The organism is Streptomyces tsukubensis, from assembly GCF_003932715.1.
GTDB classification, from domain to species: Bacteria; Actinomycetota; Actinomycetes; order Streptomycetales; family Streptomycetaceae; genus Streptomyces; species Streptomyces tsukubensis.
Genome location: NZ_CP020700.1, coordinates 716,688 through 731,798, shown reverse-complemented (window position 1 = coordinate 731,798; position 15,111 = coordinate 716,688). Strand labels below are relative to the sequence as shown.

General features: G+C 73.5%; 12 protein-coding genes. 5 read left to right on the top strand and 7 right to left on the bottom strand.

Going from position 1 to position 15,111, the window contains the following annotated elements; genetic code table 11:
* Positions 1-16: 16 nt before the first annotated feature.
* Positions 17-439 (bottom strand): DUF6299 family protein, encoded by a 423-nt coding sequence (locus tag B7R87_RS01960; protein ID WP_006350782.1) that lies wholly within the window; start codon positions 437-439, stop codon positions 17-19.
* Positions 440-986: 547 nt separating this feature from the next.
* Between B7R87_RS01960 and B7R87_RS01955 the strand changes: the two genes are divergently transcribed.
* The 3 genes from B7R87_RS01955 to B7R87_RS01945 all read left to right on the top strand — a co-directional run bounded on the left by B7R87_RS01955 (position 987) and on the right by B7R87_RS01945 (position 4,498).
* Complete coding sequence (locus tag B7R87_RS01955; RefSeq protein WP_006350783.1) at positions 987-1,940, top strand: hypothetical protein; 954 nt, start codon at positions 987-989, stop codon at positions 1,938-1,940.
* Positions 1,941-2,065: 125 nt separating this feature from the next.
* Positions 2,066-3,520: an amino acid permease gene (locus B7R87_RS01950; protein ID WP_006350784.1), complete on the top strand. Its 1,455-nt coding sequence runs from the start codon at positions 2,066-2,068 to the stop codon at positions 3,518-3,520.
* 111 nt (positions 3,521-3,631) lie between these two features.
* Complete coding sequence (locus B7R87_RS01945; RefSeq protein ID WP_006350785.1) at positions 3,632-4,498, top strand: GNAT family N-acetyltransferase; 867 nt, start codon at positions 3,632-3,634, stop codon at positions 4,496-4,498.
* Between the two features lie 32 nt (positions 4,499-4,530).
* Here the strand turns inward: B7R87_RS01945 and B7R87_RS01940 are convergent, their stop codons facing one another.
* A complete protein-coding gene (locus tag B7R87_RS01940; protein ID WP_130585232.1) occupies positions 4,531-5,802 on the bottom strand; it encodes a DUF6777 domain-containing protein in 1,272 nt (423 codons plus the stop codon).
* Positions 5,803-6,068: 266 nt separating this feature from the next.
* On the opposite strand from B7R87_RS01940, the gene B7R87_RS01935 reads away from it, so the two are divergent.
* Positions 6,069-7,349: a streptophobe family protein gene (locus B7R87_RS01935; RefSeq protein WP_391119266.1), complete on the top strand. Its 1,281-nt coding sequence runs from the start codon at positions 6,069-6,071 to the stop codon at positions 7,347-7,349.
* A gap of 156 nt (positions 7,350-7,505) precedes the next feature.
* Positions 7,506-8,276 (top strand): DUF4241 domain-containing protein, encoded by a 771-nt coding sequence (locus tag B7R87_RS01930; protein WP_078902457.1) that lies wholly within the window; start codon positions 7,506-7,508, stop codon positions 8,274-8,276.
* A 43-nt stretch (positions 8,277-8,319) separates the two neighbouring features.
* Here the strand turns inward: B7R87_RS01930 and B7R87_RS01925 are convergent, their stop codons facing one another.
* The 5 genes from B7R87_RS01925 to B7R87_RS01905 form a co-directional block, all read right to left on the bottom strand.
* Positions 8,320-9,384 carry a serine/threonine-protein kinase gene (locus B7R87_RS01925; RefSeq protein WP_130585231.1) on the bottom strand — a complete coding sequence of 355 codons (1,065 nt, stop codon included), beginning with the start codon at positions 9,382-9,384 and terminating at the stop codon, positions 8,320-8,322.
* The gene (locus B7R87_RS01920; protein WP_130585230.1) at positions 9,384-10,127 is read right to left on the bottom strand and encodes a hypothetical protein; all 744 of its coding nucleotides are present in this window, start codon (positions 10,125-10,127) and stop codon (positions 9,384-9,386) included. Before B7R87_RS01920 ends, B7R87_RS01925 begins: the two co-directional genes overlap by 1 nt.
* 10 nt (positions 10,128-10,137) lie before the next feature.
* The gene (locus tag B7R87_RS01915; protein ID WP_006350791.1) at positions 10,138-12,516 is read right to left on the bottom strand and encodes an ABC transporter ATP-binding protein/permease; all 2,379 of its coding nucleotides are present in this window, start codon (positions 12,514-12,516) and stop codon (positions 10,138-10,140) included.
* 63 nt (positions 12,517-12,579) lie between these two features.
* Positions 12,580-13,923, bottom strand: a complete 1,344-nt coding sequence (locus B7R87_RS01910) for a 6-phospho-beta-glucosidase (protein WP_006350792.1) — start codon at positions 13,921-13,923, stop codon at positions 12,580-12,582.
* Between the two features lie 148 nt (positions 13,924-14,071).
* Entirely contained in the window at positions 14,072-14,671 is a 600-nt protein-coding gene (locus tag B7R87_RS01905) for a putative glycolipid-binding domain-containing protein (protein WP_006350793.1), read from the bottom strand.
* Positions 14,672-15,111 lie beyond the last annotated feature (440 nt).

Here is a 15,111-nt window from a genome sequence, read left to right as displayed (position 1 = left end):
GCCGCAGCGCGGGGAGTCAGCGGACCAGGGTCACACCGGTCTCGAAGGAGTGCGCGTCGACCGGGAACGGCAGGCCCTTCGACAGCTCCACCACGGTGACCTTGGCGTCCGCCGCGCCGGGAGCGAAGGCCGCGGCCGGGCGGCCCGTGGCCCCCCAGGTGTGCTGTCTGCCGTCGCAGACCGCGAGGGATCCCTCCAGATCGGCGCGGGAGCCGCCCTGGAAGGCCTCGGCGTCGAGGAGGACCGGGCCGGAGTCCGGGGTGCAGAAGTAGGTGCCGGTGAGCGTGACCGAACCGTCGGGGGCGATCCGGCCGGTGGCGTCGACGGTGACGGGGTCGGGGGCGAACTGGGCCCGGGCGGTGCCGGGCAGCAGGACGGCCGAGAGGACGGCGGCGAGGGCGAGGGACGGGAGAACCGCGGCGCGGCGTGCGTTGATCATGCCCGCACAACGAGTGCGGTGCGCCGCGGTGTCGACGCTCCACACAGGTGGACGAATCGTTTGCTCCGTACCGGTGGTCCCCTGCTCCGTACCGGTGGTCCCCACAGTGCCGGCCGGTGACCCCGGGTGTGGGTGCGGTGCGTTCGGTGCGTTCGGTGCGTTCGGTGCGTTCAGTGGGGACGGTGTTACGGCCACGGTTCCGGACAGGCCTGCAACGGGCCGATTCGGGCCAGCGGAAAGCCGGACGGGCGTTCTCCTTCGGGTGAGTTCGCGGAGTAAACTCGGGGTAATCGCAGCGGGGCGTGGTAATGGGTCCCGGTGCGGCTGTTCCGGCATATGCCAGAAACAAGCCAGGAGTAGCTGCCCCGGCGGGGTGAAGAACGCATCCGTTACCCGGACGAGTGTTTTCCCCATCACTTGTTGGTGAGTAGGGTGTGATCCCGCCGCCGGTGATCGACACGGATCCGGCCGCATTCCCACGGCCGTGACCGGGCCCGAGCCGGAATGCGGGCCGGAGGCGGCGTCAGGGGCGACGGGGGAGGGGCACGTGCCTGCCGGGTCTTTCGGGGGACAGTACGTCTGGCATCCGGCGGCCGACGACCGCCGGCTCGCGCGTGCCTGTATCGACGTCAAAGCCGGCCGGTACCTCGGCGCCGAACGCGCCCTGCGCGAAACCCGCGGCGACTTCGGCACCCGGGCGCACCGGTCACTCGTCCTGGCCTCCGAGGCCGCCGACTCCGATCTCGCGGAGCGGTGGCTCGCCGAGGCCCCCGGCCCCGAATCCGCGCTGCTGTGGGCCCGGGTGGCGATGCTCCGGGCCCTGCGGGCCGAGGACAGCGGTGCCCGGCACACCGGCACCCTGCTCGGCATCGCCGAGACCGCCTGCGAACGCGCCGCCCTGTTCGACCCGCGCGACCCCACCCCGTGGACGGTCCGGCTCGCCCTCGCCAGGATCCGCCGCCCGCGTGACCCCGCGCCCCCGGGACTGCTGACCGCGCCCCCCGGCCCCTGGCCGCTGCTGGCCCGGGCGTTACGGCTCGACCCCTGGAACCGCGAGGCCCACCACCGCTTCCTCGCCTTCTACTTCGCCCGCTACGGCGGCACCGCCAGCGCCCGCTGGGACGTGGCCTCCTTCCTCAGCCACCGGGCGCCCGTCGGCTCCGTGCTGAGGCTGCTGCCGCTGGTCGCCCTCGCCGAGGAGTACGACCCCTCGTCCCTCCTCGCCCACCGCACCTGGCGGCAGCCCCAGTGGGTGGCCACCGCCCTCCGCGGCTACCGCAACTGGCTGCCCGAGGTCCCCCGCTACCGCTTCACTCCGGTACTGGACCTGTCCTATCTGGCGCACGCCCTCTACATGGGCCGGCAGAAGCCGGAGGCCCGGGAGGTGCTCACCGCGATGGGGCCGTACGCCGCACGGATGCCCTGGAGCGCCTTCGGAGACCCCGGCGACCAGCTGACCAGGGCCCGGCGCACCCTCGGCCTCCCGGTGCCCGCCGCATGAGACCAGCAACTTTCGGAAGCTTGGGAAAGGGGCCGACGGTGCCGGAACACACCGCCGTTGGGCGCAGGAATCGTCACCGCGGAGACGGGACCGTCGCCCTCGACGACGACACGACCCTGCACGCCATGGGATATCCGCGCAAACTCACCCGCAGATTCCGGGCCTTCGACAATTTCGCGATTTCCTTCACCATCATCAACGTCATCTCCGGAATATTCTCCGCCTTCGGCTACGGAATGGCCGCGGGCGGCCCGCTGATCCTGGTCGCGGGGTGGATCGCGGTTTCCGTGATGGTGCTGTTCGTCGGTGCCGCGATGGCCGAGATCGCCTCCGCCTACCCCACCAGCGGTGCCCTCTACTTCGCCGCCGGAAAACTCGCCCGCCGCCACCGCGGTGCCTGGTCCTGGTTCACCGGCTGGCTGAACTTCGTGGGCCAGGTCGGCGGTACCGCCGCCACCGCCTACGCGGCCGCCGCCTTCCTCCAGGCCTTCGTCACCCTCTACCACCCCGCCTACCGGGCCACCGGGCCCAGCACGGTCGCCATCACCGCGGTCATCCTGCTGCTGCAGGCGCTGGCCAACACCTACACGGTGGATCTGGTCGCCCTGCTCATCCGCTTCTCGGTGTGGTGGCTGGCCGGTGGCGTCACCCTCATCGTCGGCTCCCTCCTCCTGCTGCCCGACACCCACCGCCCGCTGGCGTTCTCCGCCCACTTCGTCAACGACACGGGCTTCACCAGCGGGGTGTACGCCGCCCTGCTGGGCCTGCTCGTGACGAGCTGGACCTACACCGGCTTCGACGGCAGCTTCCATATGTCGGAGGAGACCGTGCGCTCCACGGTCAGCACCCCGCGGGGCATCGTCGGGGCCATCGGCTGCTCCGCGCTCGCCGGGCTCGCCCTGATGCTCGCGCTGGTGCACTCCATCGGCGACTACTCCGCGACGGCGAGCGCCACCGTCCCCTCCGTGCACATCCTGACCGACGCCCTCGGCACCGGAGTCGCCGGGCTGCTGCTGCTCGTGGTGATCGGCTCCATGCTGTTCTGCGGACTCGCCAATATGACCAGCAACGCCCGGCAGATCTTCGCCTTCGCCCGGGACGGCGCGATGCCCGGCTCCCGCCGCTGGCACACCGTCAGCATGCGCACCCGTACCCCCGTCAACGCCGTCTGGCTGGCCGCGGGATGCTCCTTCGCGCTGACCGTGCCCGGCCTCTGGTCCCACACCGCCTTCGCCGCCATCGTCAGCGTCAACGTCGTCGGCATGTACCTCGCCTACGGCATCCCGATCTTCCTGCGGCTCCGTCTCAAGGACGACTTCAGGCCGGGTCCCTGGCATCTCGGCCGCTGGGGCGTGCCCGTGGCGCGTATCGCCGTCGTGTGGATCGGGCTGAGCAGTGTGCTGTTCGTCCTGCCGCACTCCACCCCCCTCACCGTCACGACCTTCAACTACGCCCCGATCGCCCTGGTGGCCGTGGTCCTGGTCGCCACCGTCTGGTGGTTCGCCACGGCCCGCAGACGCTTCTCGGGGCCGGTCAGTTACGGCAGCCCCGACGAGGTGGCCGCGATGGACCTGATCTGACCCGCCGCCGGGCCCAGGTGCCGTACCCGTGACCCGTACCCCTGCCCGTACCGACGCCCCGTACCCCTGCCCCGTACCGACCCTGCACATCCCGGAAGGAACGCATCCGTCATGACCAGCACCCAGGACACCACCGGTCTCACGGTCACCAGCGCCACCCTGGAGGAGTGGCGCCAACTCACCGAATGGTGCGCCGCCGAAGGCTGGAACCCCGGCAACGGCGACGCCGCCTGCTTCCATCCCACCGACCCCGAGGGCTTCTTCACCGGCCGTATCGACGGCCGGATCGCGTCCGCGGTCTCCATCGTCCGCTACGGCGACGACTACGCCTTCCTCGGCCACTATCTGGTCCGCCCCGACCTCCGCGGCCGCGGTATCGGGCTGGCCACCTGGCGCGCCGCCCTGCCGCACGCCGGGGCCCGGCTGATCGGCCTGGACGCCGTCCCCGCCCAACAGGGCAACTACGAGCGCTCCGGCTTCTCCGCCGCGTACAACACCGTCCGGTACGGCGGCAACCCGCTGCGCAGCGCCGGCGTGGCGCCCGGAACCGTCCCCGTCACCCCCGATCTGCTCTCCGCGATCAGCGCGTACGACCGCTCCTGCTTCCCCGCCGACCGGGCCGCTTTCGTCGCCCGCTGGCTCACGGCCCCCGGGCACACCGCGTACGCCCGGCTCGCGGACGACGGGCGGATCACCGGCTACGGAGCGATCCGGCCCGGGCGCGACGCCCACCGCATCGGCCCCCTGTTCGCCGATACCGCGGCCGACGCGGAGGCGCTCTTCGACAGCCTCACCTCGGGGCTGGGCGCCGAGGACCAGGTCGCCGTCGACGTACCCGAACCCCATGCGGAGGCCGCGGCACTGGCGTCCGTCCGGGGGCTGACGGCCCAGTTCCCGACCACCCGCATGTACACCGGGCCCGCGCCCGAGGTGCGTACCGAGCGGGTGTTCGGCGTCACCACCCTCGAACTGGGCTGAACCGCCCGGCTGCGGTTACGGCTGAGCTGCGGCTACGGGGAGACGAGGGCCGGCCCGCCCGGCGGATAGCTCTGTGGTGGCGGCGGGGGCGACTGCTCGGCGGGCGCCGAGTTGCCGGGGGTGGCCGGTGCCGAGGGCGGTTGCGACTCCGGCGCGGACGGCGGCTTCGACGCCGGTTCCGACGCGGGCTTCGAAGCACCGGGCGAGGACGGCGCCGGTTTCGACGCCGACGGTTCCGCGGAGGCCGACGGCGGGGCCGACGGCAGCTTCGCCGCCGGAGGCGCCGTCGGCCGGTCGGCCCCGCCCGCGGTCCCGGTCGGCCGGGTGAACCACGTCCCGCCCGACGCGTCGTAGACGGTCAGCTCCGGCAGGTCGCCCGGTGCCGGATCCACGATCACCACCCGTTCGGCCTGGTAACCGGGCCAGGAGCCGCCGGTCGTCTTCGGCGTGCCCTGGACGGCCTGCGGCGGCGTCAGCGGATTGCCGCAGGCACACCGCACCCGCGGCACGCCCCGGGCGTCGACCAGCACCGCCGTACCCGCCTGGAGCACCGCCTGGTACGCGGTCGACGCACCGTTGCGCCAGCCGTGGTTGGTGACCCGGGTGTCGATCCGCAGCTGAACCGGCGTCAGGGACTTCAGATAGCCCGGTACGTCACCGGGCGCGATGCCCAGAACGCCGGCGAAGGCCGTGTTCTTCGCCTGATCGGCCGCGAGATAGCCGATCTGCTTCCCCACATCGCAGCTCGACCGCTGCTGGGTGCCGCCGTACAGCCCCGGCGTCGCCCCGGACACCGCGCGGACCGTGTTCTTCGCGGGCGGCGGGCCGGTCGGCTGGGCGGTCTGCTCCGGCGGTGTGCTCTCCTGAGCCGTCGACGCGGTGTACGGGTCCGGGCCGGTGGAGCCCGCGGCCTGGAGGAAGACCTCGCGGGAGGCGCTGGAACCCGAGCCGCCGGAGCCGCCCGGCAGGGTGAGGAGCAGGACCACCGCGATCACCACGGCGGCGGCGATACCGATCAGAGCCGCCTTGGGGATCGAACGCCACCAGGGCCGGCCGGGCCCGCCGCCCGGCTCCTTCGGCCCGCCTCCCGAACCGCCGGAACCACCCCCACCTCCGCCACCGGCACCGTCGCCCGCGCCTCCGCCGTCGCCGGGACCGCCCGGGCCCTGCCCCGACACCCGGGTGGGCGGTGGCGCGGACTCCGGAGCGGGCGGCGGGGGAGCGGAGCCCCGGCCCGACGAACCGGCGAGCGGGCCGGACGGCGGACCGGTGGGAGGTTCGGACGACGGAGGTTCGGCGCTCACGGGCTCTTCCCCTGCTCGGAGGAGACTGACGGGCTCTGCCACGGACGGCCCGGCGGGCCGGTCCGTACGGTGCGCACACCGGGATCCCCCGCGCCGGACGGCCCGGGGAGTCGGAGCGCGGCACGGTCCGGGACCGGCCGCGGGACGCTCGCAGCCCATTGTGTGCGCCCGCCGCGGACCGTCCGCAAGCCGGGACGGGCCGTCGGCGCGACGCGGTCGGCCCCTTCCGGAAGGCGGCCCGCCGCGCCGCTGCTTAGCGTGACGGCGTGAGCCAACAGCCAGTGCCCGGGCGGCGCACCCCGGGCCCCCCACCGGTCGGCCGGACCCCCTACGGCTGGATCCAGGCCTTCCTCGTCGTGGCCGGCGGGCTGGTCGCGCTGGTCGTCACCGCGGCGCTGGGACTCTGGGCGGCAGGTGCCCAGGGACTGCCCGGCGGAGCCTTCCCGCAGGTCGTCGCCGCCACCGCGGTCCTCGCCGCGGGCGGTACCGTCGAACTCTCCGGCGGCGCCGGGGACCTCGCGGCAGGGGGCGGCGACCTCGCGGTCGTCCCGCTCTCGGTCACCCTGGTGGCCGCACTCGTCCTGGCCCGCGGCTTTCTGCGCCCGCTGCGCCACCACGCGATGGTCCGGACCCGCGACCTCGCGGCGTGGGCGGCCCGACTGGGCCTGCTGTGGGCCGTCGTCCTCGTCGCACTGGCGGCGATCGCCCGGCACACCTTCGACATCACCCCCGAGGGCACGATCGCCGACATCGGCAGCCTCCTCGGCCTCTCGGCACGGGCCGGTTTCGCCGCCGACGTACCGCTCACCCTGCTGTACGGACTCCTCTGGCTGGCCGCCCTGTTCGCCGCGGCGCTGCTCGCCTCGCGCGGTGCGGGGCTTCCCGCCCGGCTGCTCCGCGCGGTCGCCCCGGTCCGCCCGGCCGCACACGCCATGGCGGTCCTGCTGCTCGCCTACGTCGCCGCGGCGCTCGTCGCCGGACTGGTGACCGCCGCGACCCGCGGCCGGGCGTCCGAAACCCTGGCCGTGATCCTCCTCGGGCTGCCCAACCTCGCGTGGCTCGCGCTCACCCTCGGCCTCGGCACGGTCTGGGACGGGCTGGCCGAAGGCCCGTTCGGACTGCCGATGCCGAAGGCCCTGGACACGGTGCTCCGTACACCCGGCGGCACCACGCTCGACCTGAAGTCCCTCACCGCAGAGAGCGGCGACGCCTGGTGGCTGCTGGTCGCCGCCGCCGTCGGGGTCCTTGCGGCAGCGGTTCTCGCCGCGCTGCGCTCCCCGCCCGGTACCCGCCCCTGGCAGCACGCCGTCCGGACGGCCGCGGCGCTCGTCGTCACCGTCCTGACGGTCTGTCTGCTCTGCCGGGTCGACGCCCACTACGGCCTCTCCCTGCTCGGCCTCGGAGATGTCGGCGGCGCGCTCTCCGGCCGGGTGGAACTGCTGCCCCGCTGGTGGACGGCGCTGCTCGCAGCCGCCCTGTGGGGACTGGTGACCGGCTTTGCCGCGGGCCTCGTCCACCGGCGCCGTCACGGCTCCGCCGGGCACTGAGACGGGCGTTGGCAGTGCTTGCGGGGGTGGCGGCGTTGTCGGTGTTGGCGGCATTGGCGGCCTTGGCAGCATTGGCAGCGTTGTCAGTGGTGCTCTCTACGATGGCGCCACGAGCGCAGACATCCAGGGGCGCGCATCCGGTGGAGGGGGCACGGCATGGCATGGACGGGGGATCCCCGGCTGACGGCGGGGCCGAGAATGGCGGCGTATCTGCACTCCGTCTTCGTTCCGGGCACCCGACTGGGCCCGGTCTACGACCTGTCCGGGGACGTCACGGTGGTCGAGCTGATCCACGCGGCCACGATCCGCATCCCCAGCGGACGCCTCGGGGTCGGCACGCCCTGGCCGGACGACTCGTTCGCACCGTCGCATGCGGAGGAGTGGCCGGACGGCGAATGGTGGGAGCTGGCCGAGCGGATACCGCCGGGCGCCTACCGGGTGGAGACGGCCTGGACCAGCGCCCCCTTCGAATATCAGGGCAGGATCACGGACATGCGGGACTGCTCCGGGACCAGGCTGATCGTCCGTGACGAACCGGTGGTGGGCTGGGAGATGGCCCTCGGCGTGGGGGAGCGCGTCGAGGACGTCCCCCAGGGCCTTGAGCCGGGCGTCTACCTGGAAACGGGCCTGGGCTGTTTCGCCGACGCCGCGCACCGCGGGACCCTGGCCCGCTTGTTCCTGAAGGCGCGCGAGGAGAGCGCCGACCGTCCGGAGGAGTCGGAGCAACGGGCCGTCGAAGCGCTGCCCGACGGCAATGAACTGGTCCGGGACGATACGGTCGGCGCCGATCTGGTGACGATGGCCGTGGACGACGGCACCCTGGTCAGCTGGCTGGGGCGGACCGCCGGAGGTGAGCTGGCGGCCGTCGTCGTGGCACCGGACGTGACGATGCTCAGCGACAGAGTCCGGATCGGGCCCAGGGACTGACCCCCGCGCCCGATCCGGCCGTGCGCGCTTTCGAGGGGGTCCGTCAGCCGGACGTCCCGGGACTGGTCGGCAGCCCCGGGAACACCGGCAGGGCCCACGACGGCGGGGCGGGCGGCGGGGGAGGACCCGACGAGCCGGGCGCGGCCACCGCCGCCGTACGGGTCGGCGCACGGCCCGGGCCGTGCGCCGCCGCCCGCAGTGCCGTCACAAACGCCCCGCACGAGCCGTAACGGTCGTCGGGCACCTTCGCCAGGGCCCGGATCAGCACCTCGTCCACCGCCGCCGGGAGATCCGGGCGGCGCCCCGTCAGATGCGGCGGCGGGTCGAACTGGTGCGCCCACAGCAGGGCCATATCGTCGTCCCGCTGGAACGGCGGCGCCCCGCCCAGCATCTCGTACACCACGCACGCCAGCCCGTAGACGTCGCAGCGGCCGTCCACCGGCCGCCCCGAGATCTGCTCGGGCGCCACATAGTCCAGTGTGCCGACGAACTGGCCCACCGTCGTGAACCCGGTCAGCGAGAGCGACTTCTTCGTCAGCCCGAAGTCGGTGAGATACACATGCTCCGGATGGTCGCTGTCGGTGCCCTCGTCGACCAGGACGTTCCCCGGTTTCACATCGCGGTGCACCAGATCGTGCCGGTGCGCCGCGTCCAGGGCGGAGGCGGTCTGCGCGGCGATCCGGCCCGCCGTGGCCATGGGCAGCGGGCCCTCCCGGCGCAGCAGGGTCCGCAGGTCCTGGCCGGGCACGTACCGCATGGCGATGTACAGCAGCCCGTCCGCCTCCCCGGCCTCGAACACCGGGACGATATGGGGGTGGTCGATGGCGGCGGCCACCCGTGACTCATGGGTGAACCGGCGGCGAAAGGTGTCGTTGCGGGCCAGTTCGGGTGCCAGCAGCTTCAGTGCGACAGTACGGTCCAGCCGCAGGTCACGGGCCCGGTAGACGACCGCCATCCCGCCCCGGCCGATCTCCTGTTCGATCCGGTAGTCCGCGATCCGCTTTCCGGCGAGGTCGGTCGGGCGTCCGGACGGGGGATCCGGTGCCGGTGCATCCTTCGGCGCGCTCGGGTCCGGCCCGCCGGACGCACCGGTTTCGCGCGGCCCCATCAGCCTTCGCCGCCCGGGCGCGTCGGCCGGGGCGCCGCCCCGCCGTCACCGCCGTCGGGGGCGACCACCCTGGTGGGCGGCGGCGCATCCGGCGGCGGTCCGGTCCCGGGCGCCCCGGGCGCCCCGACCGCTCCGGGCGGTTCCTCCGGCCGGGGTCCGGTGAGGGCCTCGGCGCCGGATCCGGTCACGGAGCCCTGTCCCGGCTCGGCGCCGGGCCGTGCGTCCGGCGTGCCCCCGGTCGGGGCGTCGTCCCGCGCCTCCCGGGACACCGCGTACGTGCCCAGCCGCACCCCGTCCCCGTACACCCACCGCTCGTGCTCGGCCTCGTACAGCCATACGGACTCGCCGTCGATGACGACCCCGGCCCGCAGCCCCCGGGTCCGGCTGCGGAAGGTCTCGCCGTCGATCCGGCCGCCCGCGAGATCGTCGGCGGCGCTGCGGTAGCGGCTGACCGCCTCGCCCGTCTTCGCCAGCTGGGGCCGCTGATCGGCCGTCCTGGTCAGCGGCCGTCCGGTCGCGGGCGGCGGCTGCGGCACCGCGACCAGCAGCCGGCCGTCGACCCAGGCCGACCATCCGTTCGCACAGACGATCCGCCCCCAGTCGCCGCGCCGGTCGGCCAGCAGCACCGGCAGCAGCGGGTCCAGGGACGCGGCGGGCCGTGAGGTGCCCGGAGTCTCCCAGGCCGCCAGCCCGCCCGGCGGCACCACATGCGTCGGGGTGAAGTCCTCGGTCTCCTCGGTCATCGAACGGTGCCTACTTCCGCATCACGGAGGGCTCCTGGCGGCGCAGGAGGAGGGCGACCAGCCAGCCGTACAGCACGGACAGCACCACCATCATGCCCATATCCAGCAGCCACACCGCCGCGGAGTGCTCGAACAGCGGATCCGCCGTCAGGGCACCCGGCACCAGTCTCCCCAGCCCCACCGTGGCCGCCATCGCCGCCAGCGCCCACCGGGACGGCACCAGCCAGGCCAGCTGTTCCGCGACCGGAAGCCCGTGCAGTTCCAGCAGTGCCCCGCAGAACACGACCTGCACGATCGCGAGGAGCACCAGCAGGGGCATGGTGACCTCCTCCTTGGAGACCAGGGCGGAGATCAGCAGACCGAGCATCATCGCCGTGAACGACAGCAGTGCCACCGCCAGGGTCAGTTCGACCAGGGGTGGCAGCAGCACCCCGCTGCCGCCCGGCGCGTTGAGCCGCACCCCGGCCAGTCCGATCAGGGTGAGGACCACGGCCTGGAGCACCGTCACCGTGCCCAGCACCACCACCTTCGACAGCAGATACGCCCCCCGGGACAGCCCCACGGCCCGTTCCCGCCGGTAGATCGCCCGCTCCTTCACCAGCTCGCGCACGGCGTTCGCGGAGCCCGTCAGCACCCCGCCGACACAGAGGATCAGCAGGGCGTTCATCGCCGTATCGCGGGTCAGCGCACTGCCCGCCAGGGCGCGCGCCATCGCCCCCATCACAAACGGCAGGGCGATCATCACCACGAGGAACGTACGGTCGGCGCTGAGGGCCGCCGTGTACCGCCGTACCAGGGTCCACAGCTGGGCGCTCCGGCTCCGCGGCTTCGCGGGCGGCGGCGCCGGGCGCACGGGCCCCCTGGTGGCCTCGGGCGGCGGCTGCGCGGAGGCTTCCGTGACATAGCGCCGGTGGTGCTCCGACGCGGCGTAGTCGCCCGCCCAGTCCCGGTCGGGCTCGTTCTCGAACGCCGCGAAGGCCTCCGGCCACCGCTCGTGGCCGAAGAAACCCAGCGCCTCGTCCGGCGGCCCGTAGTAGGCGGTCCTGCCGCCCGGCGCCAGGACCAGCAGCCGGTCGCACACATCCAGACTGAGGACGCTGTGCGTCACCACGACCACGGTCCGTCCGTCGTCGGCCAGGGTCCGCAGCATCTGCATCACCGAACGGTCCATGCCCGGGTCGAGCCCCGACGTCGGCTCGTCGAGAAAGAGCAGCGACGGTTTCGTCAGCAGCTCCAGGGCCACGCTGACCCGTTTGCGCTGCCCGCCGGAGAGCCGGTGCACGGGCTGCTGGGCACGGTGTCCGAGCCCCAGTTCCCGGATCACCTCGGAGACCCGGCCGCGCCGCTCCTCCTTGCCCGTGTCCTGCGGGAACCGCAGCTCGGCCGCGTACCCGAGGGCCGCGCGCACGGTGAGCTGCGTGTGCAGGATGTCGTCCTGCGGTACGAGCCCGATGCGCTGCCGCAGCTCCGCGTAGTCCCGGTACAGGTCACGGCCGTCGTACAGCACGGCGCCGCCGTCGGCGGGCCGCAGCCCGGTGAGCGCGTTGAGCAGGGTCGACTTTCCGGCGCCGCTGGGGCCGACCACGGCCAGCAGACAGCGCTCGGGTACCGGGAACGTGACCCGGTCGAGGAGGGTACGGCGGCCGCGGTCCACGGTCACCGTCAGCTCCTGCACGTCGAGCGTGACCTCGCCGGTGTCGACGTACTCCTGGAGTTCGTCGCCGATGAGACAGAAGTCCGAGTGCCCGATGCCGACGACGTCGCCCTCGGCCACGGCGGCGACGGTCACCGCGACACCGTTGAGGAAGGTGCCGTTGTGGGAGCCGATATCGGCGATCTCGTAGGTCCCGTCGGGGCGGGACCGCAGTTCGGCGTGGTGGCGGGAGACCGTCAGATCGTCGACGACGAGGTCGTTGTCGGAGGCCCGGCCGATCCGGACGGTACGGGCGGGCCGCGGCCGTACCGACGTCGGATGCCGGAAGGTGCCGGTGGCGGCCGGTACGGACACATGCGGGCCAGGATGCTCCGCGGCGGCGGGGCCGTGCGCGGTACGGGCGGGGGCGGGGGCGGCCCGGTCGACGAGGACCGCGCGGGGCCCGTCCGTGGCGCTGCCGAACCGCAGCTCGCTGCCCGCGCCCACGTCCCAGGAGCGGACCCGCAGCCCGTCCGCGTAGGTGCCGTTGGTGCTGTGCTCGTCCTCCACCGTCCAGTGGTCGGCGTCGGCCCGCAGGACGGCGTGGTGCCATGACACACGGTCGTCGTCGAACACGATGTCGCACAGCGGGTCCCGTCCGACCTGGTATGCCCGGCCCGGATGCATCACGGTGGAGCCGTCGTCCGTCTCGATGACCAGATCGGGGGCGGTCGGCGCGGCACGGCGCTCAGCCATATCACCATATTATCGGCGCGCGCCGGACCCCGCCCGGGGCCTGCCCAGACAGCCGCCCGGGTCCTACCGCAGATAGGCGAGCCCCGGATGGGCCGCCGCATAGGCATCCACCAGCCGTCGGGCCACCGTCACCGAGTCGACCAGCGGGTGCAGCGCGAACGCCGCCACCGCCCGCTCGCGCGATCCGGACCCGGCCGCCGCCAGCACCTCCCGCTCCACCGCCTTCACCGCGGTCACCAGCCCCGCCGCATGGCCGGTCAGCGGGGAGACGGTCACCGGATGCGCGCCGTTGCCGTCGACCAGGCAGGGCACCTCGACGACCGCGTCCGCATCCAGCGGTGCCAGGGCGCCCCGGTTGCGGACGTTGAGGATCAGGGTGGTGCGCTCGTCCCGGGCGACGGCCCGCATCAGCGCCAGGGCGACCTGCTCGTAGCCCCCGGACTCCAGATCGGCGGCGTCCCGCTCGCCCGCGCCCGCCGCCTGCCGGTTGTGCGCCATGTACGTCGCCTCCCGCTCGGCGCGGGTACGGTCCCAGGCCGCCAGCGCCGAGCCGCCGCCAGGTCGCCGCATCGCCGCGTAGAACCCGTCCTGCTGCTCGTGGAGGAACGCGCCCCGGGTCCGCTCCGCGCTCCGGTAGGCGGCCACCGTCTCCCGGTTGAAGTAGTAGTAGTGCAGATACTCGTTGGGGACGGCGCCCAGGGTCCGCAGCCAGTCGGCCCCGAACAGCCGGCCCTCCTCGAAGGACCCCAGCAGTACCGGATCGGCCAGCAGCCCGGGCAGCAGATCCCGGCCGCCGACCCGCAGACCGCGCAGCCAGCCCAGATGGTTGAGGCCCGCGTAGTCGATCCACGCCGTCGCCGGATCGGCGCCGAGCAGCCGGGCGACCCGCCGCCCGAGGCCCACCGGCGAATCGCAGATCCCCACCACACGGTCGCCCAGCACCCCGGCCATCGCCTCGGTGACCAGGCCCGCCGGATTGGTGAAGTTGATGACCAGGGCATCCGGCGCGAGGCGGGCCACCCGGCGGGCGATCTCCACCGCAACGGGCACCGTGCGCAGCCCGTACGCGATCCCGCCCGCACCCACGGTCTCCTGGCCCAGCACACCCTCCGCCAGCGCGATCCGCTCGTCGGCGGCGCGCCCTTCGAGGCCGCCGACGCGGATCGCCGAGAAGACGAAGTCGGCTCCGCGCAGCGCCTCGTCGAGGTCGGTGGTCACCGTCACGGCCGGGGCGTCCGGCACCCCTTCGGCCTGCTCGGCGAGGACCCGGGCGACGGCGGTCAGCCGCCCGGAGTCGACGTCGTACAGCACCAGCTCGGTGATCCGGCCCTCCGCACGGTCGCCCAGCAGGGCCCCGTACACCAGCGGAACCCGGAACCCGCCGCCGCCCAGCAGGGCGAGCCTCATACCACCACCCCCGGAACACGGGCCGCGCGCGGGGCGCGGCGATGACGAGGGGCCTGCCGGTCGGGTCGTCGCTCACTCACCACACCGCGCACGCTACCCGCCGCGTTCCGCCGATTCCACGGCTGCCCGGTCGCGCCCGGCCGCCCGGTCAGCCGTGGGTGGCGTGGCCGATCAGATACGCCAGGTCCGGGTAGTCGACGACGAACCCGTCCGCACCGATCTCGATGTCCCGGCGGAAGTCGCCCGCCTCGTAGCGGACGAGCGCCCCGCCGTCGTCCGTCTCCTCCAGCGGGGTGTACGTCTGCTCCGACGCACGGACCGTCAGATCGGGCACCGACACCCACGCCATGGTGAACGTCCGTGCCGCACCGGAGGGACCGGCCCGGTGCAGTCCGTGCCGGAGCACCGGCATGGTGTTGGTGAGCGGGCACAGCCCGAGATCGCAGTCGAGGGCCCCGTCGAGATCGGGCCGCTGCTCGCCGTCGACGGTCCAGTGCCCGGAGCCGTCGTGGGCGAGGACCGTACCCCGTACCCCGTCCGCCGACTCGGCAGTCACCCGCAGCTCCCGGGTCGTCCACTCCGGCCCGGTCCGCAGCTCATAGGTGATCCAGTACGGCTCCGGGGCGATACCGACGGCCCGCCCCCGGGCCTCCAGCACCCCGTCCCCGAGCCCTACCCAGGCGGTCTCGTACCCCTGATTCTCGACGATTTCCCAGGTCAGTACGTGTGATACGGGAGGTCTGTGCATAGGGCCAGGCTAACGCCGGACCGAGGCGATTCGCTCGCACGAGTGGCCGTGGTGGACGCGAGTTGACGGAGTGTCGGGCCGAACGGGGGAGCGGAGGTAGTGTGCTCGGTGCGCACTGCGGTGCGCCTCCCCTCACGGACACGTCCGGGCCCCTCCCCTCGGGGCCCGGCCCGAATCCGAAGGAAGGGCCGTCGACCGGGAATCTCGGCGGCCGGTTCTGAGGGGAGGCGCCCATGGGGCGTCGCAGGAAGCAGAAGCCATCACTGCGGCAGCGCGCCGAGGACCTGCTGGTCCGGATCGCGTGGAAGCTGGGGAGGTGGCTGAAGGGCTGAACTGAGCCCCCATAGACGGGGCTCAGGTCAACCCACTGCACTGCGTGAGCTCCCGCCCTATGAATTCCCAGTTCCCGGGCGGGGGCTCTTCCATAATTACTACACCCC

What these genes read in the sequence shown, in the direction of transcription:
- B7R87_RS01960 (WP_006350782.1), bottom strand. Translation starts at nt 439, where the DNA reads ATGATCAACGCACGCCGCGCCGCGGTTCTCCCGTCCCTCGCCCTCGCC.
- B7R87_RS01950 (WP_006350784.1), top strand. Translation starts at nt 2,066, where the DNA reads ATGGGATATCCGCGCAAACTCACCCGCAGATTCCGGGCCTTCGACAAT.
- B7R87_RS01945 (WP_006350785.1), top strand. Translation starts at nt 3,632, where the DNA reads ATGACCAGCACCCAGGACACCACCGGTCTCACGGTCACCAGCGCCACC.
- B7R87_RS01930 (WP_078902457.1), top strand. Translation starts at nt 7,506, where the DNA reads ATGGCATGGACGGGGGATCCCCGGCTGACGGCGGGGCCGAGAATGGCG.
- B7R87_RS01925 (WP_130585231.1), bottom strand. Translation starts at nt 9,384, where the DNA reads ATGGGGCCGCGCGAAACCGGTGCGTCCGGCGGGCCGGACCCGAGCGCG.
- B7R87_RS01920 (WP_130585230.1), bottom strand. Translation starts at nt 10,127, where the DNA reads ATGACCGAGGAGACCGAGGACTTCACCCCGACGCATGTGGTGCCGCCG.
- B7R87_RS01915 (WP_006350791.1), bottom strand. Translation starts at nt 12,516, where the DNA reads ATGGCTGAGCGCCGTGCCGCGCCGACCGCCCCCGATCTGGTCATCGAG.
- B7R87_RS01910 (WP_006350792.1), bottom strand. Translation starts at nt 13,923, where the DNA reads ATGAGGCTCGCCCTGCTGGGCGGCGGCGGGTTCCGGGTTCCGCTGGTG.
- B7R87_RS01905 (WP_006350793.1), bottom strand. Translation starts at nt 14,671, where the DNA reads ATGCACAGACCTCCCGTATCACACGTACTGACCTGGGAAATCGTCGAG.